The sequence below is a fragment of the Roseovarius gaetbuli genome (assembly GCF_900172365.1).
GTDB lineage: Bacteria > Pseudomonadota > Alphaproteobacteria > Rhodobacterales > Rhodobacteraceae > Roseovarius > Roseovarius gaetbuli.
Genome location: NZ_FWFJ01000008.1, coordinates 97689 through 119486 on the forward strand (window position 1 = coordinate 97689; position 21798 = coordinate 119486).

23 protein-coding genes are annotated in these 21798 nt (G+C 61.8%); 7 read left to right on the top strand and 16 right to left on the bottom strand.

Annotation, left to right across the window (positions count from 1 at the left end; genetic code table 11):
- Positions 1-156 precede the first annotated feature (156 nt).
- The 10 genes from ROG8370_RS06230 to ROG8370_RS06275 all read right to left on the bottom strand — a co-directional run bounded on the left by ROG8370_RS06230 (position 157) and on the right by ROG8370_RS06275 (position 7879).
- Positions 157-774 carry an extensin-like domain-containing protein gene (locus ROG8370_RS06230; RefSeq protein WP_085826212.1) on the bottom strand — a complete coding sequence of 206 codons (618 nt, stop codon included), beginning with the start codon at positions 772-774 and terminating at the stop codon, positions 157-159.
- Positions 771-1688: a prephenate/arogenate dehydrogenase family protein gene (locus tag ROG8370_RS06235; protein WP_085826213.1), complete on the bottom strand. Its 918-nt coding sequence runs from the start codon at positions 1686-1688 to the stop codon at positions 771-773. The genes ROG8370_RS06230 and ROG8370_RS06235 overlap by 4 nt, the downstream gene beginning before the upstream one ends.
- The gene (hisC, locus tag ROG8370_RS06240) at positions 1685-2770 is read right to left on the bottom strand and encodes a histidinol-phosphate transaminase (protein ID WP_085826214.1); all 1086 of its coding nucleotides are present in this window, start codon (positions 2768-2770) and stop codon (positions 1685-1687) included. The genes ROG8370_RS06235 and hisC overlap by 4 nt, the downstream gene beginning before the upstream one ends.
- A gap of 112 nt (positions 2771-2882) precedes the next feature.
- Positions 2883-3503, bottom strand: coding sequence for a 30S ribosomal protein S4 (rpsD, locus tag ROG8370_RS06245; protein WP_085826215.1), 621 nt, complete (start codon positions 3501-3503; stop codon positions 2883-2885).
- A gap of 283 nt (positions 3504-3786) precedes the next feature.
- Positions 3787-4848: a Hint domain-containing protein gene (locus ROG8370_RS06250; protein WP_085826216.1), complete on the bottom strand. Its 1062-nt coding sequence runs from the start codon at positions 4846-4848 to the stop codon at positions 3787-3789.
- Between the two features lie 87 nt (positions 4849-4935).
- Positions 4936-5850: a lipid A-modifier LpxR family protein gene (locus ROG8370_RS06255; RefSeq protein WP_085826217.1), complete on the bottom strand. Its 915-nt coding sequence runs from the start codon at positions 5848-5850 to the stop codon at positions 4936-4938.
- Positions 5851-5963: 113 nt separating this feature from the next.
- Positions 5964-6548: a GNAT family N-acetyltransferase gene (locus ROG8370_RS06260; protein WP_085826218.1), complete on the bottom strand. Its 585-nt coding sequence runs from the start codon at positions 6546-6548 to the stop codon at positions 5964-5966.
- Positions 6545-6937, bottom strand: coding sequence for a ketosteroid isomerase-related protein (locus ROG8370_RS06265; RefSeq protein WP_085826219.1), 393 nt, complete (start codon positions 6935-6937; stop codon positions 6545-6547). The genes ROG8370_RS06260 and ROG8370_RS06265 overlap by 4 nt, the downstream gene beginning before the upstream one ends.
- The gene (locus tag ROG8370_RS06270; protein ID WP_085826220.1) at positions 6934-7395 is read right to left on the bottom strand and encodes an arsenate-mycothiol transferase ArsC; all 462 of its coding nucleotides are present in this window, start codon (positions 7393-7395) and stop codon (positions 6934-6936) included. Before ROG8370_RS06270 ends, ROG8370_RS06265 begins: the two co-directional genes overlap by 4 nt.
- Before the next feature lie 4 nt (positions 7396-7399).
- On the bottom strand, positions 7400-7879 hold the full coding sequence (locus ROG8370_RS06275) for a UPF0262 family protein (RefSeq protein ID WP_085826221.1): 480 nt from the start codon (positions 7877-7879) through the stop codon (positions 7400-7402).
- Positions 7880-8156: 277 nt separating this feature from the next.
- Here ROG8370_RS06275 and ROG8370_RS06280 point away from each other — a divergent pair, with 277 nt between their 5' ends.
- The 4 genes from ROG8370_RS06280 to ROG8370_RS06295 are packed head-to-tail and all read left to right on the top strand — an operon-like array spanning position 8157 to position 12823.
- Positions 8157-8816 carry an ABC transporter ATP-binding protein gene (locus ROG8370_RS06280; RefSeq protein ID WP_085826222.1) on the top strand — a complete coding sequence of 220 codons (660 nt, stop codon included), beginning with the start codon at positions 8157-8159 and terminating at the stop codon, positions 8814-8816.
- Positions 8794-10473, top strand: coding sequence for a KpsE/RkpR family capsule polysaccharide export protein (locus ROG8370_RS06285; protein WP_085826223.1), 1680 nt, complete (start codon positions 8794-8796; stop codon positions 10471-10473). Before ROG8370_RS06280 ends, ROG8370_RS06285 begins: the two co-directional genes overlap by 23 nt.
- 2 nt (positions 10474-10475) lie before the next feature.
- On the top strand, positions 10476-11309 hold the full coding sequence (kdsA, locus tag ROG8370_RS06290) for a 3-deoxy-8-phosphooctulonate synthase (RefSeq protein WP_085826224.1): 834 nt from the start codon (positions 10476-10478) through the stop codon (positions 11307-11309).
- Positions 11310-11326: 17 nt separating this feature from the next.
- The gene (locus tag ROG8370_RS06295) at positions 11327-12823 is read left to right on the top strand and encodes a phosphomannomutase/phosphoglucomutase (RefSeq protein ID WP_085826243.1); all 1497 of its coding nucleotides are present in this window, start codon (positions 11327-11329) and stop codon (positions 12821-12823) included.
- Positions 12824-12947: 124 nt separating this feature from the next.
- On the opposite strand, the gene ROG8370_RS06300 is transcribed toward ROG8370_RS06295, so the two are convergent.
- The 6 genes from ROG8370_RS06300 to ROG8370_RS06325 all read right to left on the bottom strand — a co-directional run bounded on the left by ROG8370_RS06300 (position 12948) and on the right by ROG8370_RS06325 (position 19491).
- Positions 12948-14960: a M3 family metallopeptidase gene (locus tag ROG8370_RS06300; RefSeq protein ID WP_085826225.1), complete on the bottom strand. Its 2013-nt coding sequence runs from the start codon at positions 14958-14960 to the stop codon at positions 12948-12950.
- Positions 14920-16023, bottom strand: coding sequence for a HesA/MoeB/ThiF family protein (locus ROG8370_RS06305; RefSeq protein ID WP_085826226.1), 1104 nt, complete (start codon positions 16021-16023; stop codon positions 14920-14922). Before ROG8370_RS06305 ends, ROG8370_RS06300 begins: the two co-directional genes overlap by 41 nt.
- Positions 16023-16469 carry a dUTP diphosphatase gene (dut, locus tag ROG8370_RS06310; RefSeq protein WP_139838058.1) on the bottom strand — a complete coding sequence of 149 codons (447 nt, stop codon included), beginning with the start codon at positions 16467-16469 and terminating at the stop codon, positions 16023-16025. Before dut ends, ROG8370_RS06305 begins: the two co-directional genes overlap by 1 nt.
- A gap of 44 nt (positions 16470-16513) precedes the next feature.
- On the bottom strand, positions 16514-17716 hold the full coding sequence (gene coaBC, locus ROG8370_RS06315; RefSeq protein WP_085826228.1) for a bifunctional phosphopantothenoylcysteine decarboxylase/phosphopantothenate--cysteine ligase CoaBC: 1203 nt from the start codon (positions 17714-17716) through the stop codon (positions 16514-16516).
- Positions 17717-17845: 129 nt separating this feature from the next.
- Positions 17846-18616, bottom strand: a complete 771-nt coding sequence (locus ROG8370_RS06320; RefSeq protein WP_085826229.1) for a ChaN family lipoprotein — start codon at positions 18614-18616, stop codon at positions 17846-17848.
- The gene (locus ROG8370_RS06325) at positions 18613-19491 is read right to left on the bottom strand and encodes an RNA polymerase factor sigma-32 (RefSeq protein WP_085826230.1); all 879 of its coding nucleotides are present in this window, start codon (positions 19489-19491) and stop codon (positions 18613-18615) included. The genes ROG8370_RS06320 and ROG8370_RS06325 overlap by 4 nt, the downstream gene beginning before the upstream one ends.
- A gap of 129 nt (positions 19492-19620) precedes the next feature.
- On the opposite strand from ROG8370_RS06325, the gene cobU reads away from it, so the two are divergent.
- The 3 genes from cobU to ROG8370_RS06340 are packed head-to-tail and all read left to right on the top strand — an operon-like array spanning position 19621 to position 21630.
- The gene (gene cobU, locus ROG8370_RS06330) at positions 19621-20124 is read left to right on the top strand and encodes a bifunctional adenosylcobinamide kinase/adenosylcobinamide-phosphate guanylyltransferase (protein ID WP_245827225.1); all 504 of its coding nucleotides are present in this window, start codon (positions 19621-19623) and stop codon (positions 20122-20124) included.
- Positions 20121-20693 carry a histidine phosphatase family protein gene (locus ROG8370_RS06335; RefSeq protein ID WP_085826231.1) on the top strand — a complete coding sequence of 191 codons (573 nt, stop codon included), beginning with the start codon at positions 20121-20123 and terminating at the stop codon, positions 20691-20693. Before cobU ends, ROG8370_RS06335 begins: the two co-directional genes overlap by 4 nt.
- Positions 20694-20751: 58 nt before the next feature.
- The gene (locus ROG8370_RS06340; protein ID WP_085826232.1) at positions 20752-21630 is read left to right on the top strand and encodes a glutathione S-transferase; all 879 of its coding nucleotides are present in this window, start codon (positions 20752-20754) and stop codon (positions 21628-21630) included.
- Positions 21631-21798: the final 168 nt, after the last annotated feature.

Below are 21798 nucleotides of genomic sequence, written 5' to 3' on the forward strand. Positions count from 1 at the left end.
TCCCGGCTTCTTCTTGCCTTAAATATCCCGGGGGGTTCGGGGGGCAGCGCCCCCCGCCGCCTGCCCCTCAGACCGACAGCCCGACCAATCCACCGCCTGGAAGGTGTCGCATATTCGAGACGCTCAAAACCGGTCCCCACTTTTGAGCAGCATGCTCTAGCGGCAGTAGGGCCCGCCACGATGCGATGCGGTGTCAAAATGGAAATGATCCTGGTGATGGCGGTCCGATTTGGGGCCAAGCACGGTGCCGAACGGCCCGCAGGCGCCCCTGTGCGTCTGGCGCAGAACCCGGCCACGCGGCCCCTGCCCCCAATCGCTCAGCACCGAAATTTCCGAGCCGTCGCGCAATTGCAGCGCGGCGATATCAATCGCCTTGCCCCGGCCATGCTCGGAAATCCGCGCGCCGGGCCGGTTGTTGCGCGTCCGGCAGGCGTAATGCGCCACGACGCGCAGGCCGCTCAACCCGCCGCCCATACGCCCGACCTCTGTAACGGCACTTTTGGTCACCCATGTTTCAAGCGCGCGCGCCGTCGGGCAATCCATCGTCGCCGACTGGCTCAGCCGGATCGCGCCCACCGCCTCAAGCCGGATCGCATGAGAAGAGCCACAGCCCGCAACCGGATTGCTGACCGGGCCGATGACCTGACCGGCAAGGCCCGGTCGGCCACACAATCCGCCGCCGCTGTTGCTGCTCACCGTTTGATCGTCGCCGCGCCCGCATCCCGTCGCCAGGGCGCTTAGCCCGATCGCAAGGCTCAGGGCCAGCCGCCTCATGCTTTGCGCGCCCGGCCAAAATCGGGCGCATCGGTGTCCTGCCCGGCCTCGATGATGCCGCGCCGGATCGCCCGCGTGCGGGTGAAATAGGCATGCAGGTGATCACCATCGCCAATCCGGATCGCCCTTTGCAAGGCAAACAATTCCTCGGTAAAGCGCCCCAGAATTTCAAGCGTCGCGTCCTTGTTGTTCAGGAACACATCGCGCCACATGGTCGGGTCACTGGCCGCGATCCGGGTAAAATCGCGAAAGCCGGCGGCGGAGTACTTGATCACCTCACTGTCGGTCACCCGACGCAGATCATCGGCCACGCCGACCATCGTATAGGCAATCAGATGCGGCGCGTGGCTTGTCACGGCCAGCACAAGGTCGTGATGATCCGCGTCCATTTCATCGGTGAGCGCGCCAAGCGCCTGCCAGAAACTCTCAAGCCGGGTCACGGCCGCGCGATCACTGCCCTCCTGCGGCACGATCAGGCACCAGCGGTTGTCAAACAGCTCTGCAAAACCCGAGCTCGGCCCCGAATGCTCGGTGCCCGCAAGCGGATGGGCGGGCACAAAATGCACGCCCTCTGGCAGGTGCGGCGCCACCGCGTCGATCACCGCGCGTTTGACCGATCCGACATCGCTTAGCGTTGCGCCGGGCTTCAGGGCTGACGCGATCTCGGCGGCCACCGCCCCCATCGCGCCGACGGGCACACACAGCACCACAAGATCGGCCCCTGCGACGGCCTCAGCGGCACTGTCGCAGACGCGGTCGCAAAACCCGATGTCGCGCGCCACATCACGTGTCTCGGCCGAGCGGGCAAAGCCGGTGATCTCGTCCGCCACACCCGCGCGTCGCATCGCATGCGCCATCGACGAGGCAATAAGCCCAAGCCCGATCAGCGCCACGCGCTCATAGATCACGCTCATCGTGCCCGGCCCATGAACTGGCCAATCGCATGCGCCACCCGGCGACAGCTTGGCTCGTCACCGACCGTGATGCGCAGACAATGCGGCAGGTTATACCCCGCCACCCGGCGCACAATAAGGCCCTCGGATTGCAGATGCGCGTCACAGGCCTCGGCCTCGGCGCGATCGGCAAACCGCGCCAGGATGAAATTCCCGGTCGAGGTATCCGACGCCACGCCATAGCCCGCCAGGGCCTCGGCAAGCCAGGCGCGCATGCGGGTATTGTCATCGCGGCATTTCGCGGCCCAGTCGGTATCGCGCACCGCGGCCTCGGCGGTGACAAGCGCCGCATGGCTAAGGTTGAACGGCCCGCGCACCCGGTTGAGCACATCCACCACATGCTGCGGCCCATAGCCCCAACCGACGCGCAACCCGCCAAGCCCGTAAAGCTTTGAAAAGGTGCGCGTCATCACCACGTTCTCGCGCGCCTCGACAAGCGATGCGCCACTGTCATAGCCCTCGACATATTCGCCGTAAGCGCCATCAATCACCAAGAGCGCCCGCTCTGGCAGGTTCGCGGCCAGCCGCGCAAGATCGGCCTCGCCGACCATCGTGCCGGTCGGGTTGTTGGGGTTGGCGATGAACACCAGCCGGGTATTTTCGTTACAGGCCGCGAGGATCGCATCCACATCGGTCACCCGCTCGCGCTCGCGCACCTCGACGGGGGTCGCGCCATTGGCCAGCGTGCTGATCCGGTACATGGCAAAGCCGTGCTCGGTGTGGATCACCTCATCGCCCGGCCCGGCGTAGGACTGGCACAGAAACGAGATGATCTCATCGCTGCCGACACCACAAACGATCCGCTCTGGGTCAAGCCCATGCACCTCGCCAATCGCGGCGCGCAGGTCGGCGTGATCGGTCGAGGGATAGCGATGCAATTCATAGGCCGCCTTGCGAAACGCCTCCTTGGCCGCCTCAGAAGGGCCAAACGGATTCTCGTTCGAGCTGAGCTTGACCACATTGGTCATGCCCTCAACATGCGATGCGCCCCCCTGGTAAGGCGCGATCTCCATAATGCCCGGCTGCGGTATAATCTTGGTCATATCAAAAATCTCCCAAGCGACGTTCTAGCTTTGGCACTCACAGTTGACCAGTACGAAACGAAAAAGGCCGCGGCGGTTTCCCGTCGCGGCCTCTGACACATATGCAGAAAACTTAGTTCTGCGCGTAGAATTCGATAACGAGGTTCGGTTCCATCAGGACCGGATACGGCACATCCGACAGGCCCGGCTGGCGCACGAAGGTGGCAACCATCTTCGAGTGATCCGCATCGACGTAATCAGGAACGTCGCGCTCGGCCAGCTGAACGGCTTCCAGCAGGACAGTCATCTGCTTGGAACGGTCACGTACTTCGATCACGTCACCCTCTTTTACACGGTACGAGGGGATGTTCACGCGCTGACCGTTCACCTTCACATGGCCGTGGTTCACGAACTGGCGTGCCGCAAACATGGTGGAAACGAATTTGGCACGGTACACAACCGCGTCAAGACGGCGCTCAAGCAGACCAATCAGGTTCTCGCCGGTATCGCCCTTAAGACGCTCGGCCTCGGCAAAGATGCGACGGAACTGTTTTTCGGTCAGATCGCCGTAATAGCCTTTAAGCTTCTGCTTGGCGCGCAGCTGAAGACCAAAGTCAGAGACTTTGCCCTTGCGGCGCTGACCGTGCTGGCCGGGGCCATATTCACGGCGATTGACGGGCGACTTGGGGCGGCCCCAAATGTTTTCGCCCATGCGGCGGTCAATTTTGTACTTGGCAGACGTGCGTTTTGTCACGGCTGATCTCCTTCGATTTAAGAGCTTCCACACCTGATCCGAAAACCGGTTCCCACTTTTCGGGGCATGGACAGCGATGAAGGGCGTTGTCCTTTGGCCTTATCTTTCGACAGGGTCCCGACAGGCATCCCCTTGCAGGGGCCACCAACACCAATGAAGTCGCGCTTATACAGGGCCAAACCCTGCTGTCAACCACTCAGACAGGGGCTTCTTCTTGGCATAAATACTCAAAAATAACGCCCCAGACCCGGCAGAGGGCAAGGCCCCCGTTCAGCGCCTGGCCTCAAGCCGCCTCATAGGCAAGAATCGCCGCCTCAGAGCCGTTCAGACAGCGCCGTGCAAAGCCGCCATAAAGGTGGGGTTCGAATTCAAGGTTGGGATTGAGCGCAAGCAAGCGCTCGCGGTCCGCCTCCGACAGGGTCGAAAGCGCGGCACTGGCGGGATGGAAGCTTTCGGTTTCCACGCCATTGGCCCAGAGGATCTGATGACAGGGCAACAAGAGGTGAACATAGGTCACCTCGCGCGATGAAAGATCGACCGTCACCGTGTCATTGTTGACAAGATCACGCGCCATTACCAGAACTTCGGTCGTGTTGAACAAGGCCCGCGCCACATCGCCCTGCACCAAAAGCCGGTGTTCGGGCGAGACCAGCAATTCCGCATCCGGACGGTCAATGCCAAGCGCCCCGGCCCGGAGCCGGATCGGCCGCAGCTTGGGCATCGCAAAGAGGCGTGCGCCGGTCATGCGGCGGCTGCCGATCCATTGGATTTCCTCGGCGCCGTTATCCTTGGTCTGCACCCGGTCGCCTTCGCGCAGCTCTTCCACAAGGCGCGGCCCATCGGGGGTTTCGATCCGTGTCCCGGGGGTGAAACAGATCACCCCGCCGCTACCCGCCCCGGTCGAGGCCCCGCGCATCCCTTCCAAAGAGTGATGCACCACCCACATTTCGCGCCCGACCGGCGGAATATCATTGTGGAACATCAACAACGGCGCGCCGCCGCCGACTTCGATGAGCGTCACCGTATAGCTGCGCGTGCCGTCGGTTACGACGAACCCGATATCCATAAGGGGGTCTGCCACCTCGACCCGATCCAGGTCGCGTGTGTTGTTCATTGCCGCGCCCACAAGGCGCCGCACCATCCGTGCCGCACGTTTGCGGTTCACGGCTTCGCCATCCGACATCTCGAGTCGCAGCAATTCATTTGGCCCATCTACCCGCACGGTATCGCCCTGCCAGGACCACGTGACCCCGACCGAAAGCGACTGCACGGGTGCAGATCTCAGACCATCTAACTTCGTTTGCGACCAGGAGATGACGAACGTGCCACGAAAGCCCGTCCCCATAACCCTACTGCCTGCCTCATCGTTTTTTTATTAACAAAAGCTTAACAAAGACGAATCAGTCTGAAAACCCCCCGATTGGCGAATTTGTCAGAATTGGAGCCTTAGACGCACGGAACCAACGAATTGACCCCTGCGTTGTGTCTCAAACTCCTCACTCAACCATGTCAGACCGTAAAACGCATTCGTTCCCGTGGCGTTTTCCCAATGCAGACCGGCGCGCACGCGGGCGCGCTCTTCGGTCAGGACGATGCCGCTGCTGGCAGGCAGGTATTCACTACGGTCGACATAGGCGATGTCACCGCCAACCACGAACGCATAACCCTTGAACGGATTTTGCACCACGCGATAGCGTTGTCCGGTGGTCGGTTCGCGGATCATCAACTCGCCCTGGCCAACCCGGCCAAAGCTGATATCGGCCCCGGCGCGGATCATATCCTCTACGCCAAGGCGGGCCTCTCCAAAGGGGCGAATGTGGGCGCGCCCGACCTCGAACTCGCGACCGGCCTCGACAACGAGGCGCGGAAAGACGTTGTTGCCAAGCTGTTGGCGGCGCACCTGCGGGGAAATTTTCCGCCCGCCCAGCACATCATGCACAAAGTCCTGAAAATCATCTAGCCCGGTTTGCGGCCCGGTGACCACAAGATCGGCGCCGACGGCATAGTCGATCTGTTGCGGCTGAAAATGCGTGTGCAGACCAAATGACAGCGCGCCCACATAGGGGCGATCAACCGGTGACGGTCCGGCAAGATTTTCCGGCGCGATGATCTCGCCATTAAAGCGGAATTCGAGCAGTTGCCCAAAGCCATCCGGTGCCTGCCCCTGCCATTCAGGGCCCCAAACCCGACTTGAGGCATAAGTCCCTGTGCGCCAGCGGTCATAGGTGTCGCCGATAAGGTCGTTGGTGATCAGCCGCCCATAGCCAAGCCGCTGACGGCCCTCAGCATGCGCAGTTGTTGTCAAAGCCATGATCGCGCCAAGGGCGAAGGCAAAAAGGCGTGTCATCTTTCACGTTCCCTGAATTTGCCCCCCGGCCAACCCTGAGTAGCAAAGGCATATGTCCATTTGCCAGCTAAACTTCGTCAATTTTACGAAAAGTGGCACAATTAGCATAAGTCTCAGAGCGCGCGCATCCAGAATTGCAGCGCATGCTCGCTCTCTTCGCCCCGGTCAATGTCCTTCCAGCGAAACGTTGCGACCGTCCCCGCAAGCGGCGCATACCCCCGTTTGCGCCAGAACCCGTCAAGCGGGCGGTATCCCTCGGGGCGAAGCGGGTGATCGGCAGGGCGCACAACCCCGCAAAAGGCAGAGTGGCTGCGCCCGAGCGCGCGGGCATGATCCTCGCGCGCGTCAAAGAAGCGATGCCCAATCCCCTGCCCGCGATATTCGGGCAACAGAACGCTTTCGGCACAATAAAAGATCTCGTTCAACGCAATGCCCCGCCCTTCAAAGGCGGCGGCGAAATCGCTGGCGTGATCCTCCATCGGGGTGCCGGTCGACGCGCCGACAAGGCGCGCGCCATCATAGGCGCCGACGAGAATGGCGTCGTCGCTCTCGCGATAGGTCTGAAGATAGTGCTCCTCATAGGCAAGGTCGCCGTCATAGAGATAGGGAAAGTCGCGAAACACCGCGATCCGAAGCGCCGCCACATCCGGCAGCGCCGCGCCAAGCGCCGCCCCGGTCAGCCGCGCAACCCGGATCAAGACACCTGTGCCGTCCAATCGGCAAGATTGTAATAGGTCACCACCCGCGTGATCAGCCCATCCTTGAGCGTGAAAAACGATCCCGCCGGCAAGCAATAGGTCTGGCCCTTCGCCTCGGGCAGGCCCTCGTCGGTTTCAAGGTAAGTGCCGTTGACGATATATTCCGCCGCCGCGCGGGTGCCGCCCTCGGCGTCAAAGATCACCATATCGGTCAGCTCTTCGCGATAGCAGCGGTTCATATGTTTGCAAAAGTCGCGGAACATGTCCTTGCCGGTGCGCACCTTGCCCTCGTTGACGTGATGGGCCACGTCATCGGACAAACAGGCCAGCATGGCCGGCACATCACCGCGGTTGAAAGCATCGAAATAGGCTTTGATGGTGCTGTTCATAACTCTTCTCCGGGCGGTCCCCACCGCTCTTGCAGGTGACCGATGATCTGATCGCGGGTTTTTCGATAGGCCTCTAGCCGGGCCTCGCGGGTCTGAGCAAGTCCGGTCGGGTCCATGATCGGCCAATAAACGACATCAAGATGGAAAAACCGCGTCAGCTCGAGCGCGCGCCGCTGGCTTGCCGGGCTCAGGGCGACGATGACATCAAACGACGACAGATCGTCGCCCCATTGTTCCATCTCGTCAAAGCTCCGGGTGCGGTGGCGGTCAAGCTCGACCCCGATTTCGCGACAGACCGCGATGCTGAACCCGTCGATTTCCATGTCACTTTTGACACCCGCCGATTGCACATAAGTGCCGGTGCCATAGAATTTCTTCATGATCCCCTCGGCCATGGGCGAGCGGACGGCATTGTGATCGCAGCAAAACAGAACCGATTGCGGCAGCGGGTCGGGCATGCCCTCAGCTCCCGAAATGCAGCACGCAGATCAGCGTGAACAAGCGGCGCGCGGTGTCATTGTCGATCTCGGCCTTGCCTTCAAGCCGCTCGGCCAGAACCCGGGCCCCCTCGTTGTGAATGCCGCGACGGGCCATGTCGATGGTCTCGATCTGGCTTGGGGGCATGTTCTTGACCGCATCGAAATAGCTTTCGCAGATCGACCAGTAATCCTTGACCACCTGGCGGAACGGGCTCAGCGAAAGATGAAATTCGGCGGCTATTTCCTCGGCCTCGGTGCGGATATCGAACACCAGCCGCTTGTCACGGATCGAAAGCGCAACACGATAGGGGCCACCCGGCACCGCGCGATCATCGCGCGCAGGCAGATCAAAGGTATTCTCCTCGATCAGGTCATACATTGCCACCTTGCGCTCCTGCTCGATCTCGGGCGTGGGCGGCGGCAGGTTGGCATCATCCAGTTCGATATGGCTAATATGGCTCATGGGACTTCTCTGGCACGTGACAATGCATCGTCCCTAGCCCAGCCCGGCCCTCGGGGCAATCATACCCTTGCCGATTGGGTCGGCAAATCACCCCGGCGTCACCCGGGCGCAACGATCACAGCCGCGCCTTGCATTTTTTTTCGCCTGCGGCATAAAATCGCCGCGTTTCATTGGCATGATCCGGCAAGATCGGCCATAATGCGTACAAAACGTGACTAAGCCGTCGTTAATAAAACCCCGCTAGAACGGGGGAGCAGTGTGAAACCGGGGCGAATTAATGCTCGAGTTCGAAAATGTAAGCAAGTCCTTCTGGACAGGCACCCAGCACAAGGTAATCCTTGACCGGGTGTCGTTTCGCGTCGAACTTGGCCGCAGCCTTGGCATTCTTGCCCCCAACGGCACCGGCAAGACCACGTTGATCAACATGATGGCGGGCCTGGAAAAGCCCGATGAGGGCGAAATTCGGCGCGGCTGTCGCATTTCCTTTCCTCTGGGGTTCATGGGCGGTGTGATCAGCCGACTGTCGGCGCTTGAAAATTCGCGCTATATTGCCCGGCTCTACGGGCTTGATCCCGATTACATCGAGTCGTTCTGCCGCTGGATGTGCAATCTTGGCGAATATTTCGACCAGCCGCTTGGCACCTATTCTTCTGGAATGCGGGCGCGATTCACTTTTTCGCTGCTGCTGGCGCTTGATTTCGATATGTACCTGATCGACGAGGGCATGCCCGGCTCGACCGATGTTGAATTCAACCGCAAGGCCGGCGAAATCCTGAAAGAGCGTTTGCGCACCACGACCGTGATCATCGTATCACACCAACCCGAGACTCTCGAAAAATTCGCCCGCTCTGCTGCGGTTTTGATGGGCGGGCAGCTTTATATGTTTGATACCTTGGAAGAGGCGAAGCACCTTTATGACTACGAAACCCAAGGCTAGAAAATTCCGCATCCGTCGCAGCACCCCCGCGCCGCAGGCCAGAACCGGCGCCCCCACGGGCGCGCCGACGCAGAGAGCTATGGCACCTGAACATCCTGCCACCGACGTTCCGACCCCGGATGCCCAAACCGATACCGCCGCGTCGGAATCACGCAGGGGTCAGGTTTCATCCGCACGCGAAATGGGCAGCGCCCAGACGATTGACGAAATTCGCAAAGAGGGTCTGACTGGTCGTCAACTGCGCATGGCGCGTCGCATGGCGCAAAAGCACGGGCTTGCCCCAACCTCGGATTTCGATGCGGTGCGCCTGTTGCGGGTGCGCGGCATTGATCCGTTCCAGCGCGCCAATATTCTTGAACTTGTGGCCACCGACGGGCGCCCTCAGGCCACGCCAGAGGACACGTCCGATGCCGCAGCGGGCGGCGCGGCGCCAAATCAACGCGTTCAGCTGCCCCAGACCATGCCGATGGCGCGCCAGACCCTGCCCAGCACCGACCTGAGCCCGGCCGACCGCCGCGCCGAAGAGATCATGGCGATCCAACGCGATATCGGGCGGCGCCGCCGTCGCAAGCTTATGCTTTTGATGTCGCGGCTGATGGCCTTCGTGATGCTGCCGACCATCGTCGTGGGGTATTATTTCTATGCCATCGCCACGCCGATGTATTCGACCAAATCCGCCTTTTTGATCCTGTCTGCCGACGGCGGCGGCAGTGGCGGCGGCCTTGGCGGCCTGCTGCCAAGCCAGTTCGCCACCGGCCAGGATGCGATTGCCACGCAGGAGTACCTGCAATCCAAGGATGCGATGCTCCGGCTTGACGGCGACGTCGGCTTTCGCTCGCATTTCAGCCAGCCCTGGATCGATCCGCTGCAACGCCTCGAAGCGGACGCAAGCAACGAAGACGCCTACGGTCTTTACAAGAAATACGTCAAACTTGGCTATGACCCCACCGAAGGCGTGATCCGCATGGAGGTCTCTACTGCGGACCCGGCGGTCAGCGCCGAGTTTTCCGAGCATCTGATCACCTATGCCGAAGAGCGCGTTGACGAACTTAGCCAGGAAAAACGCCAGGATGCGGTCAAAACCGCCATCGAAAGCCTGGAGCAGGCCAAGGCCGACCGTCGCGCCGCCCAACAGATGCTTGTCTCCCTGCAAGAAGGCAGCATTCTTGACCCCGAAGGCGAGATTGCCGGCATCCGCAGCCTGATCGGCACGGTCGAGCTGCAAATGCAGGAAAAGCAGCTGGCCCTCAGCGTCCAACTCAACAACGCGCGGCCGAACCGCGCGAAGGTCGCGGCGCTTGAGAGCGAGATTCAGATCCTTCAGGACGAGCTTACCAGGCAAAAGGCCCGCCTCACCGAGGCTGCCGAAGGCGGCAGCTCTCTGGCATCCAAAACCGCCGCGATCCAGATGGCGCAGGCCGACCTTGCGACCTCTGACCTGGTGCTGCAATCCGCGCTTGAGGCCAAGCGACAGTCCGAAGTCGAGGCCAACAAGCAGGTCCGCTATCTGACTGTGAGCGTGCGCCCCCTTGCCTCGCAGGATGCTTCCTATCCGCGCTCCTTTGAAAACACGATACTGGCCTTCCTGATCTTTTCTGGTATCTACCTGATGATCTCACTCACCGCCTCTGTGTTGCGCGAACAGGTATCGTCCTAAAGATGAAAACAATCGAACTGAACGGGCTTGCAATAGCCAATGATCGGCCCCTGACGCTGATTGCCGGGCCTTGCCAGCTTGAATCTGCGGATCACGCCCAGATGATCGCGGGCACCCTGCAAGAGGCCTGCGCCGCCTTCGGCGCGCAGCTCATTTTCAAGGGCAGCTTTGACAAGGCCAACCGCACCTCTCTCTCGGGCAAACGCGGGCTTGGCGTTGACGAGGGCCTGAAGGTGCTGCAATCGGTCAAGGAGGCGTTTGGCATACCCGTGCTGACCGACATTCACCTGCCCGATCAATGCGCCCCTGTGGCCGAGGTGGTTGATGTCCTGCAAATTCCGGCGTTTCTGTGCCGCCAAACCGATCTTTTGATCGCGGCGGGCGAAACCGGCGCGGTGATCAACGTCAAGAAGGGTCAGTTTCTCGCGCCCTGGGATATGCCCAATGTTATCTCCAAGATCGAAAGCACCGGCAACACCCGGATCATGCTGACCGAACGCGGCACATCTTTTGGCTACAACACCCTTGTGACCGATATGCGCGGGTTGCCGCAAATGGCCGCCACCGGCTATCCGGTGGTGATGGATGCGACCCATTCGGTGCAACAACCCGGCGGCATGGGAGGCAGTAGCGGCGGACAACGCGAATTTGCCCCCGTGATGGCGCGCGCCGCCGTATCGCTTGGCATCTCTGCGGTCTTTATCGAAACCCACGAAGCGCCCGATACCGCGCCGTCCGATGGGCCCAACATGATCCCGCTGGCGCAGATGCCCGCCCTGATCAGCACGCTGATGCAATTTGACCGTCTGGCCAAGGCCAACCCCATTCACCTTTGACAGACAGAGAGATTGCCGTGACCAAACCCAGTTCCGCCGTCACCCCCAACACTTGGGGCTTCCTTCGTGATGCGATGATCATGCCCACGGGGTTTCGCGAATATGACGCCCGCTGGCAGTATCCCGAGCAAATCAACCTGCCGGGAATCACCGCGCTTGGCCTTGGCCTTGGCACCCAGATGCACGCACGCGGCATTGCGCCCGTTATCGCCGTTGCCAACGACTATCGCGACTATTCACTGTCGATCAAGAACGCGCTGATGCTCGGCCTGATGCAGGCCGGGATTACCGTCAAGGATATCGGCCCGGCGGTAAGCCCGATGGCCTATTTTGCACAGTTCCACCTTGATGTGCCCGCCGTCGCCATGGTCACCGCAAGCCATAATCCCAACGGCTGGACCGGGGTAAAGATGGGCTTTGAGCGCCCACTCACCCATGGCCCCGACGAGATGTCAGAGCTGCGCGACATCGTGCTTGAAGGCCGCGGCCTGCCTCGGCCGGGCGGCGCCTATGAATTTGTTGATGGGGTGCGCGAGGCCTATCTTGACGACCTCGTTGGCGATTTCCGCATGACACGCAAACTGCGTGTGGTCTGCGCCACCGGCAATGGCACGGCCTCGGCCTTTGCGCCGGAATTGTTTGAACGCATCGGCGTCGAGGTAATCCCAAGCCATAACACCCTTGATTACACCTTTCCCCATTACAACCCGAACCCCGAAGCGATGGAAATGCTGCATGACATGGCCGCAAGCGTGCGCGCCACAGGGGCCGATTTCGCGCTTGGCTTTGACGGTGACGGTGATCGCTGCGGCGTTGTCGATAACGAGGGAGAAGAGATTTTCGCCGATAAGGTGGGCGTGATCATGGCCCGTGACCTCAGCAAGATTTACCCCGGTGCCACCTTCGTGGCCGATGTCAAATCCACCGGCCTGTTCGCCTCTGACCCCGAGCTGATCAAGAACGGCGTCAAGGCGGATTACTGGAAAACCGGCCACAGCCATATGAAACGCCGGGTCAAGGAACTTGGCGCTCTGGCAGGGTTCGAGAAATCCGGTCACTACTTCTTGGCCGAACCGATTGGCCGCGGCTATGACTGCGGCATGCGCGTCGCGGTGGAAATCTGCAAGCTGATGGATCGCAATCCGGGGCTGTCGATGTCCGACCTGCGCCGCGCCCTGCCGCAAACCTGGGCCACACCCACCATGTCGCCCTATTGCGCCGATACCGAAAAATACGCGGTGCTTGACCGCCTGGTCGCCAAACTGGTTGCCAAGCACGAGGCCGGTGAACCGCTCGGCGGGCGCCCGATCAAAGAGGTGGTCACCGTTAATGGCGCCCGCGTGATCCTTGACAACGGAAGCTGGGGATTGGTGCGCGCCTCGTCCAACACCCCCAACCTCGTGGTCGTCTGCGAAAGCGCGCAATCCGAGGCCGAAATGCGCGCCATCTTCGCCGACATCGACGCGGTCATCCGCACCGAACCGCTCGTCGGAGACTACGATCAGACGATCTGACCTTCTTCTTGGTCCAAATACTCTGGGAGGTGTGGGGGGCAGCGCCCCCCACACGGTCGGATCGCCAAAGGCGATCCGAAACAAAACCAAAAAACTCTAGAGCATGTCGCATGTTCGAAAAGCTCTAGGCCGCCAGCCCGCGCCCCTTCAAGAGCGCCGCGACCCCCGGAAGCCGCCCACGAAACGCACGGTAAAGCGCCTCTGCATCCTCTGAGCCGCCGCGCGACAGAATATGCGCCTCAAGTGCCTGGGCGCGCTCGGGATCGAAGGGCCCACCGGCCTCTTCAAAGGCTTCAAAGGCATCCGCATCCATCACCTCTGACCACATATAGCTGTAATACCCGCTGGAATATCCATCGCCTGAAAACACATGCGCGAAATGCGGGCTGGCGTGGCGCATGGTGATCGCCTGCGGCATACCAAGCTCCTCCAGAACCTCGGCCTGTCGCGCCATGAGATCTTCGGGCGGCGTACCCTCGTGAAACGCCAGGTCGACCAGCGCCGATGCAACATATTCCACCGTCTGAAACCCCATATCAAAGGTCGCCGCCTTAAGCATCTTGTCCAGCAGATCACGCGGCATCGCCGCGCCGGTCTCCACATGGGTGGCGTATTGCTCAAGCACCTCGGGCACCTCAAGCCAGTGTTCATAAAGCTGGCTTGGCAGTTCAACAAAATCACGCGCCACCGACGTGCCCGACACGCTTTCATAGGTCACATCCGACAGCATCTGATGCAGCGCATGCCCAAATTCATGAAACAAGGTGCGCGCATCGTCATAGGACAAAAGCGCCGGATCGCCCTTGGCGAAATTGCACACATTGATCACCACCGGCCCCTGAACCTTGGGCCATTTCGCCTGCCCGCGCATCGCCGAACACCACGCCCCTGACCGCTTTGAGCCGCGCGCGAAGTAATCGCCGATAAACACCGCCACATGTTCGCCGCCGCGCGTCACCTCCCAGGCCCGGCAATCGGGGTGGTAAAGCGGCACGTCCAATGCCTTGAACTCAAGCCCGAACAACCGGTTGGCGCAACCAAACGCCGCCTCGATCATCCGCTCAAGCGAGAGGTACGGCTTAAGCGCGGCTTCCTGCAAATCATGCTCGGCCTGACGCCGCTTTTCCGCATAATAGCGCCAATCCCACGGCTCCAGCGTGCCGTTGATCCCGTCGCTGCGAAGCATTGCGGTCAACACCTCTGCATCCGCCTCGGCCTGCGCCTTGGCCGGCGCCCAGACCGCCATCAACAACTCGCGCACCGCCTCCGGCGTCTTGGCCATCTCGGTTTCAAGCTTGAAGCCGGCAAAGCTATCATAGCCAAGCAGGTTTGCGCGCTCGGCCCGCAGGGCAAGGGTTTCCTCGGCCACCGCGCGGTTGTCGGCCTCGCCGCCATTGGCGCCGCGCGCGGCCCAGGCCTGAAACGCCCGTTTGCGCAGATCGCGGCGCGGCGAGAATTGCAAGAACGGCGTGATCAGCGAGCGCGACAAGGTCACAACCGGCCCCTCAACGCCCTTTTCCCGCCCCGCCGCGCGCGCCGTGTCGACCACGAAGTCCGGCAGCCCCTCAAGATCGGCCTCGGACAATTCCATGTGCCACCCGGCCTCATCGGCCAAAAGGTTTTGGGTAAACGCCGTCCCGAGCACCGAAAGCCGCGACATGATCTCGCGCATGCGCGTGTCCTCTGCCCCGCTAAGCCCCGCGCCCGCACGGCGAAAGCCACGGTGGCTCAGCATCAGAACCCGCGCCTGCTCTGGCGTCAGATCAAGTGTGTCGCGTGCCTGCCAAAGCGCCTCGATCCGGGCAAACAGCGCCTTGTTGCCATAAACCGCCGAAGAATGCGCCGCCAGTTTGGGGCCAAATTCGCGCTGCAATTCCTGGCGCTTGGGGTTGCTATCGGCACCGGCCAGCGTGAAAAACACCGACAGAACCCGGTCAAGATCCTTGCCCGAGGCCTCAAGCGCCTCGAGCGTATTGGCAAAACTCGGGGCCTCGGGAGTGTCGGCAATCGCCTCGATCTCGGCACGCGCCGCCTCTAGCGCGGCTTCAAACGCAGGCGCAAAATCCTCGTCGTCAATCGCCGCGAAGGGCGCAAGGTCAAACGGTGTCTTCCACTCGGCCAGCAACGGGTTTGTCATCGCTTTCTCCTTTCGTGCCACAAATCGGGCAGGTTTCTCTTGCGCTTAGCCCGATCTTGCGGCTCTCGCCATAAAGCGCGTCATAGATCAGCATTTCACCGCGCAGGGGCTGCCCCGCGCCGGTGATGATCTTGATCGCCTCGCCCGCCATCATCGCGCCGACTGCCCCGGGCAAGGGGCCCAAAACGCCCGCTTCGGAACAAGACGGCGCAAGGCCGGGTGCGGGGGCCTCGGGGAAGATGCATTGGTAACAGGGCGCACCGCGCGCCGGGTCAAACACGCTAAGCTGGCCTTCCCATTGTGACAAAGCGCCTGAAATCAACGGGATGCCCTGCTTCACCGCAGCAGCATTCGCAAGATAGCGGGTCGCGAAATTATCGGTGCCGTCAAGGATCAGATCATACTCGGCAAATAGCTCGGCGGCGATCTCGGGCGTCAGGCGTCGCTGGTACGGGCGCACCGTCACATGTGGATTTTGCGCGATCATGGCCGCTTTGGCGGATTGCACCTTGGGCAGGCCGATATCTGCGTCGCGGTGGATCACCTGTCGTTGCAGGTTGGAATTATCAACCTCATCGTCATCAATCACGCCGATCACACCAACCCCCGCCGCCGCCAGATAGAGCAGAACCGGCGAGCCAAGCCCGCCTGCGCCGATCACCAGAACCCGCGCCTGCTTGAGCGCCTTCTGCCCCGGCCCGCCAATCTCTCGCAGCACGATATGGCGGGCATAACGGTCAAGCTCGGCCTCGCTGAACAGCGGCTTTCGCCCGGTCTCACCTGCGCTCGCATCCGCGCGGTCCTTGATCTGTGCGCGCGCCCGCAACCGGCCCAGTCCAGCCCGGTAAACCCAGACAATCGCCGCCGCCCCGCCAAGCATGAGCCAAAGCGCGACACTTTCCCCCGTGGCAAGCCGCAAGGGATGCCCATCCGGCAAACCAAGATGCACCGCAACCACCGCCAGCCACAGGATACCGAGCATCCCCCACCGCAATCGCCGGGGCGTGCCAAGCGCCGCCCCGATGCCCCAAAGCACCGCCGCCATGATCAAAACCAGCATCATCAGGAGACCCCGGTCGATCCAAAACCGCCCTGTCCGCGCGCGGTCTCATCCAGCGTTTCAACCAATTCAAATCGCGCCTGCACCACAGGCGCAATCACCATCTGCGCAATCCTCGCACCGTGCTCAATGTGAAAGGCCTCTTGCCCGGCATTCATCACGATCACCCCCAAAGGCCCGCGATAATCGGCATCAATCGTGCCGGGGCTGTTGGGCAGGGTAATCCCATGCTTGAGCGCAAGACCGGAACGCGGCCGGATTTGCACTTCAAACCCCATCGGAATCGCCAGCCGAAGCCCGGTCGGCACAAGCGCCCTCTCGCCCGGCGCCAGCCTCACGCCGCTGCGCCGCTCTGCGGGGAAATTCGCGCGCAGATCGGCACCCGCCGCCCCCGCAGTCTCGTAAGACGGCAGACCAAGCGCGCAATCCGCCCACTCTTCCCAAGCCATTGATACAGTTAGCAAAAACCCAACTTTCATCATTCCATAAATACTCAATGCCCGTCCAGAAGCGCCTTGGCGATCCGCTCGGCCAGCTTTTGGGCGACCTCGACCTTTGGCATCCTTGGCCAGGTCTCGGCATCCTCGGCGCGGATCAGGGTGACTGCGTTTTCCGTGCCGCCCATGATACCGGTGCCATGCCCGACGTCATTCGCCACGATCCAGTCGCAGCCCTTGCGCGCGCGCTTGGCCGTGGCGTTCTCAACCACGTCATCGGTTTCGGCGGCAAAGCCGATCACAAGCCCCGGGCGCCCGGCGGTCATCTGGCTCACGCGGGCCAAAATATCGGGGTTTTCGGCGAACTCCAGCTTGGGCAAGCCGCCCTTGGTTTTCTTGAGCTTGGACTGGCTGGCCCCGGCCACATGCCAGTCGGCCACCGCTGCGGCAAACACCGCCGCCTCGACCGGAAGCGCCGCCTCGACCGCCGCAAGCATCTCTTGCGCGGTCTCGACACGCACCACCTTGACGCCCTCGGGCGGTGGCACGCTGGCGGGACCGGTGACAAAGACAACCTCTGCCCCAAGTGCGCTGAGGGCATGGGCAATCGCCGTGCCCTGCGCGCCCGACGAGCGGTTGGCGATATAGCGCACCGGGTCAATCGGCTCGTGGGTCGGGCCAGAGGTGACCAGCACGCGTCGGCCCCTGAGGGGGCCATCGGCCAGCGCCGCCTGCACTGCGGCGACAATTTCCGGCACCTCGGCCATCCGCCCCGGTCCATGCTCGCCACAGGCCATATCACCCTCATTCGGGCCGACAAAACCGATACCATCGCCACGCAAGGTGGCAAGATTGCGCTGCGTGGCCGCATGCTCCCACATCCGCACATTCATCGAGGGCGCGATAAGAACCGGCGTATCGGTCGCCAGCAAAAGCGTCGAGGCGAGATCATTTGCCTGTCCGCCCGCCATTTTCGCCATAAGATCGGCGGTGGCCGGGGCGACCACGATCAAATCGGCGCTGCGGCTTAGTTCGATATGGCCCATCTCGGCCTCATCGGTGAGGTCAAACAGATCCTGAAACACCTTGCGCCCGGCCAGGGCCGAGACTGACAGCGGCGTGACAAACTCCGATCCCGCGCGGGTCAGCACCGGCGTCACCTCTGCGCCCGGCTCTCGCAACCGACGGATCAGGTCGAGCGATTTGAACGCTGCGATACCGCCCCCAATGATCAGAAGAATGCGTTTCGATGCCAGCATGGGCGCGTTCCTTGTTCAGCCGCTGCGACAGTAGGGCGTGGCCCTCTGGGTGACAAGGGGGGTGACACGGGGCAGTGCGTCAGGCCTAATCGCCCGCCTCGCGAGGCGCACACGCAAGGGCGCGACAAGCTATTTGAAGGCCGCGCAGGGGTCGGGGCGATCAACCGCTTCGGCCGATATCACCTCGTCAAATCCACCCTCAAGCGGGGCGCCGTCTTCGGTCTGTCCAAGCACCGCAATCCCAAGCCCGTCGCGCGCAGCAGAGAGCACCGCCGGCACGCCCCAATCGCGCCGGGCGTGGCCATTGCCGGTGATCACGGCAACCGGGCCACCCGTCTCGTCCAGAGCGTTTAGGACGGCGCGCGCAAGCGCCGTGTCACGCAGACGTTGAATGTCGACCATGCCGGGCAGGATATCCACCGGCAGAGCATCACAATGCGCCGCCATCTGAAGCGCCTCACGCTCGGTCTGCTCAGTCGCAGGCAAGGGTCGGTCCAGCCCATAGCGCACCGCATCCGCGCCGAAACTGGCCGCAAGCCCCTCTTCAAACACCGCGCGCGCCTCCTCGCGAGGCACCTGCGCACCATAGATGGCCGCCTCTGGCGCCGCCGCAAAAATCGGGTAATACAGCGCAAAATCGGGCCAACCGCTCTCGCCCCACTCAAGCGCCTCGGCCAGCGCCGCTTGGTCACCGCGCAGCTCGGGCACGACTTTTCGCGCCTGCGCAGCCGTCAGCATTTCAAACACGATGGCGCTTGGTCTTATCTCCGCCACCCGCTCGGCCTGAACCGCATGATGGGCGGGGTTGTCATGAACCTCGCCCAACACATACACATCCTGCGCCGCCAACGGCAGCGCAAAACTCAGGCCAAAAACAAGGGCGACATAACGCGCGATCATGCCAACAGGTTGTGAACCTCGGACCCGTGCTTTTCAAGATGTTTGCGCATCTTTTGAAAGGCCGCCGCTTCTAGCTGGCGCACCCGCTCCTTGGAGAGGTTCAATTCCGTGCCAAGGCTCTCAAGCGTGCGCGGCGCATCGCGAAGTTTGCGTTCGCGCACAATGAACCGCTCGCGCTCATTGAGGTTCTGCATCGCATCGGTCAGCCAGTTGCGCAGAGCGCCAAGATCGTGATCCTGTTCAACAAGCTGATCACCGCGCGGCCCATCATCCTCAAGCGTGTCGATCCATTCGCGCCCCTCATCCTCAGACGATTGCGTCGCATTGAGCGAAAAGTCAGAGCCGGAAAGACGCCCCTGCATCATTTCGACATCGCGCAGTGGGACGCCAACCTCATGCGCGATCATCTCGCGCAGTTGGTACCCGTCAAGCTCTTCGCCATTTGCCATCGCCTCGCGCTCAAGACGGGCCTGCACCCGGCGCATGTTGAAAAACAGCGACTTTTGGCTGCTGGTAGACCCGGTGCGCACCATCGACCAATTGCGCATGACATAATCCTGAATGCTGGCCTTGATCCACCAGACCGCATAGGTCGAAAATCGCACGCCGCGGTCAGGATCAAACTTGTCCGCCGCCTTCATGAGACCAAGCCCGGCCTCTTGAATCAGGTCATTCATCGGCGCGCCATAACGGCGAAATTTCGACGCCATCGAGATCGCCAGCCGCATGTAGGCCGTGATCAAACGGTGAAGCGCCTCTTCGTCGCGCTGGTCGCGCCAGGCATAGGCCAGCGCCAGTTCGGTTTCTGCATCCAGCATTTCCGCCTTCATCGCGGTGCGGGACATGGAACTTGTTTGTGGTGCATCAAGTGGCATTGTCTTCCCCCTGTCTGGCGGCTCAGGCATTTGCGCCCTTTATCGGTCCTTTGATGAGTGCTACGCATCGCCCGATAAATCGGATCAAAAAAATTGGGGGCGCGGGTGTTGGATCTGCCAGAGTTAACCTTGATCCTAGGCGGGGCCGCCTCGGGGAAATCGGTCTTTGCAGAGGGGCTTGTCGTGCAATCCGGCCGGGCGCGGGTCTATCTGGCGACGGCGCAAAGTTTTGACGACGAGATGCGCGCCAAGGTGAGCCGCCATCAAACCATGCGTGGCGAGGGCTGGCGCACCATCGAGGCGCCGCTTGATCTTGTTCCCGCCCTTGCCGAGGCGCACCGCGATGAGGTCGTGCTTTTGGATTGCGCGACCATGTGGCTGAGCAATCACATGCTGGCCGATGGGGATCTTGCAAAGGCCGAAGCCGCCCTGATCCGCGCCCTCACCGATTGCGTCGCCCCGGTGGTCGTGGTCAGCAATGAAGTCGGCCTGTCGGTCGTTCCCGAAAACGCACTCGCCCGCCGATTTCGCGAGGCTCAGGGACGGCTGAACCAAAGGCTCGCGGCCGAGGCCTCGCTTGTGGTTAACGTGATCGCAGGCCTGCCGCAGGTTCTCAAGGGCACCCTCTCATGAGCCGGTTCTACTGGGTCCGTCACGGGCCAACCCATGCCAAATCCATGGTTGGCTGGTCCGATCTGCCTGCTGATCTGAGTGACACCGCACAGATTGCCCGCCTCTCGGCGCATCTGCCAGAGGATGCCCTTGTGATTTCCTCCGACCTGATCCGCGCCCGCGCCACCGCCGATGCACTCAACGGGCCGCGCACCCGCCTGCCCGATGATCCCGACCTGCGCGAAATTCATTTTGGCGATTGGGAATTGCAGGTCTTCGACAAGATTTCCGACCAGGCGCATTTGCGTGCCTTCTGGGAAAATCCCGGCGATGTCCGCCCGCCGGGCGGCGAAAGCTGGCACGAGGTGTCAAGCCGTGTCTCTGCGGGTGCCGCCCGCCTGCTTGCCGCCCATCCGGGGCGCGATATCATCGCCGTCGCCCATTTCGGCGCGATCCTGACCCAAGTGCAACAGGCCCTTGAGGTGACCGCCTATGAGGCCTTCGCGCACCGGATCGACAACCTGTCGGTGACCGAGTTGCACTGGCAGGGCAACCGCTGGCACGCACAGGCAATCAATCACCTGCCGTGATGGGCCGCCGCACAATTATTCGTTTTGCCCGCGCCATCCTCGCGTCTAGGATTCCACAATGACATACCAACTTATCCTTGGCGATTTCGCCTATTCCTCATGGTCACTGCGCGGCTGGCTTTTGCTCAACCGCTTTGACCTGCCGTATAAAACCCGGCTGCTTGATTTCAACGACGCCGCAAGCGTCGCCGAGCAACTGCGCGATGTCGCCCCGGCGCGCACAGTTCCAACGCTCGTGACACCCGAAGGCGCGATCATATCTGAATCGCTCGCCATGGCCGAAGAGCTGGCAAGCCGCCACCCCGAGGCGGGTGTTTGGCCAAGCGATCCGCTGGCGCGGGCCACCGCGCGCACCCTCGCGGCCGAAATGCACGCCGGATTTACCACGCTGCGTGGTGATTGCCCGATGAACATGCGGCTGGCCTATCAAGGCGTTGAGCCCTCAGAAGCGCTTTTGGCCGATCTGGCCCGGCTTGAAGTGATCTGGGATCACGCCCGCGCCGCGACGACCCCCGATGGCCCATGGCTTTGCGGCGACTATAGCGCGGTTGATGCGTTCTTTGCCCCCGTGGCGGCCCGGATCGCGGGCTATGGCCTGCCAGTATCCGAGAGCGCACACAGCTATGTCGCGGCGCACCTCAATGATCACGCCTTTCGCCGCTGGCGTGCCATGAGCCTTGTGCATGGCGACACTCTGGAGCGTTATGCGCGCGACTACGCCACCACCGACTGGCCCGGCCCTATCCCGCGCCAAGCAAAAGCGGTGGACAGGGGCGCGCCGCAAAACACCACCTGTCCTTATTCCGGCGATCCTGTTACTCACCTGATGGAAACAGAGGGACGCATTTTCGGATTTTGCAACGCATTCTGCCGCGATAAGACCGTTGCTGACCCGGATGCCTGGCCCGCCTTCACCGCCCTTCGCGACGCAAGCTGAGACCCAACTTTCATCTTTCCAGAAATACTCCGGGGGACTGGTGTTTGATCCGATGGTTTGATGGTGCGATCCTTTCTCAGGAATGGAAGGAAGCATTATGGGCCAAGTTCGTCACGGGAGCGCCACGACCACGCACGCTGTCAGAGCAGCTATACAGCGATCGCAAGC

Coding starts and splice junctions, on each gene's coding strand:
- ROG8370_RS06230 (WP_085826212.1), bottom strand. CDS start 774: ATGAGGCGGCTGGCCCTGAGCCTTGCGATCGGGCTAAGCGCCCTGGCG.
- ROG8370_RS06235 (WP_085826213.1), bottom strand. CDS start 1,688: ATGAGCGTGATCTATGAGCGCGTGGCGCTGATCGGGCTTGGGCTTATT.
- hisC (WP_085826214.1), bottom strand. CDS start 2,770: ATGACCAAGATTATACCGCAGCCGGGCATTATGGAGATCGCGCCTTAC.
- ROG8370_RS06250 (WP_085826216.1), bottom strand. CDS start 4,848: ATGGGGACGGGCTTTCGTGGCACGTTCGTCATCTCCTGGTCGCAAACG.
- ROG8370_RS06255 (WP_085826217.1), bottom strand. CDS start 5,850: ATGACACGCCTTTTTGCCTTCGCCCTTGGCGCGATCATGGCTTTGACA.
- ROG8370_RS06265 (WP_085826219.1), bottom strand. CDS start 6,937: ATGAACAGCACCATCAAAGCCTATTTCGATGCTTTCAACCGCGGTGAT.
- ROG8370_RS06270 (WP_085826220.1), bottom strand. CDS start 7,395: ATGCCCGACCCGCTGCCGCAATCGGTTCTGTTTTGCTGCGATCACAAT.
- ROG8370_RS06275 (WP_085826221.1), bottom strand. CDS start 7,879: ATGAGCCATATTAGCCATATCGAACTGGATGATGCCAACCTGCCGCCG.
- ROG8370_RS06280 (WP_085826222.1), top strand. CDS start 8,157: ATGCTCGAGTTCGAAAATGTAAGCAAGTCCTTCTGGACAGGCACCCAG.
- ROG8370_RS06285 (WP_085826223.1), top strand. CDS start 8,794: ATGACTACGAAACCCAAGGCTAGAAAATTCCGCATCCGTCGCAGCACC.
- kdsA (WP_085826224.1), top strand. CDS start 10,476: ATGAAAACAATCGAACTGAACGGGCTTGCAATAGCCAATGATCGGCCC.
- ROG8370_RS06300 (WP_085826225.1), bottom strand. CDS start 14,960: ATGACAAACCCGTTGCTGGCCGAGTGGAAGACACCGTTTGACCTTGCG.
- ROG8370_RS06305 (WP_085826226.1), bottom strand. CDS start 16,023: ATGATGCTGGTTTTGATCATGGCGGCGGTGCTTTGGGGCATCGGGGCG.
- dut (WP_139838058.1), bottom strand. CDS start 16,469: ATGGCTTGGGAAGAGTGGGCGGATTGCGCGCTTGGTCTGCCGTCTTAC.
- coaBC (WP_085826228.1), bottom strand. CDS start 17,716: ATGCTGGCATCGAAACGCATTCTTCTGATCATTGGGGGCGGTATCGCA.
- ROG8370_RS06320 (WP_085826229.1), bottom strand. CDS start 18,616: ATGATCGCGCGTTATGTCGCCCTTGTTTTTGGCCTGAGTTTTGCGCTG.
- ROG8370_RS06325 (WP_085826230.1), bottom strand. CDS start 19,491: ATGCCACTTGATGCACCACAAACAAGTTCCATGTCCCGCACCGCGATG.
- ROG8370_RS06335 (WP_085826231.1), top strand. CDS start 20,121: ATGAGCCGGTTCTACTGGGTCCGTCACGGGCCAACCCATGCCAAATCC.
- ROG8370_RS06340 (WP_085826232.1), top strand. CDS start 20,752: ATGACATACCAACTTATCCTTGGCGATTTCGCCTATTCCTCATGGTCA.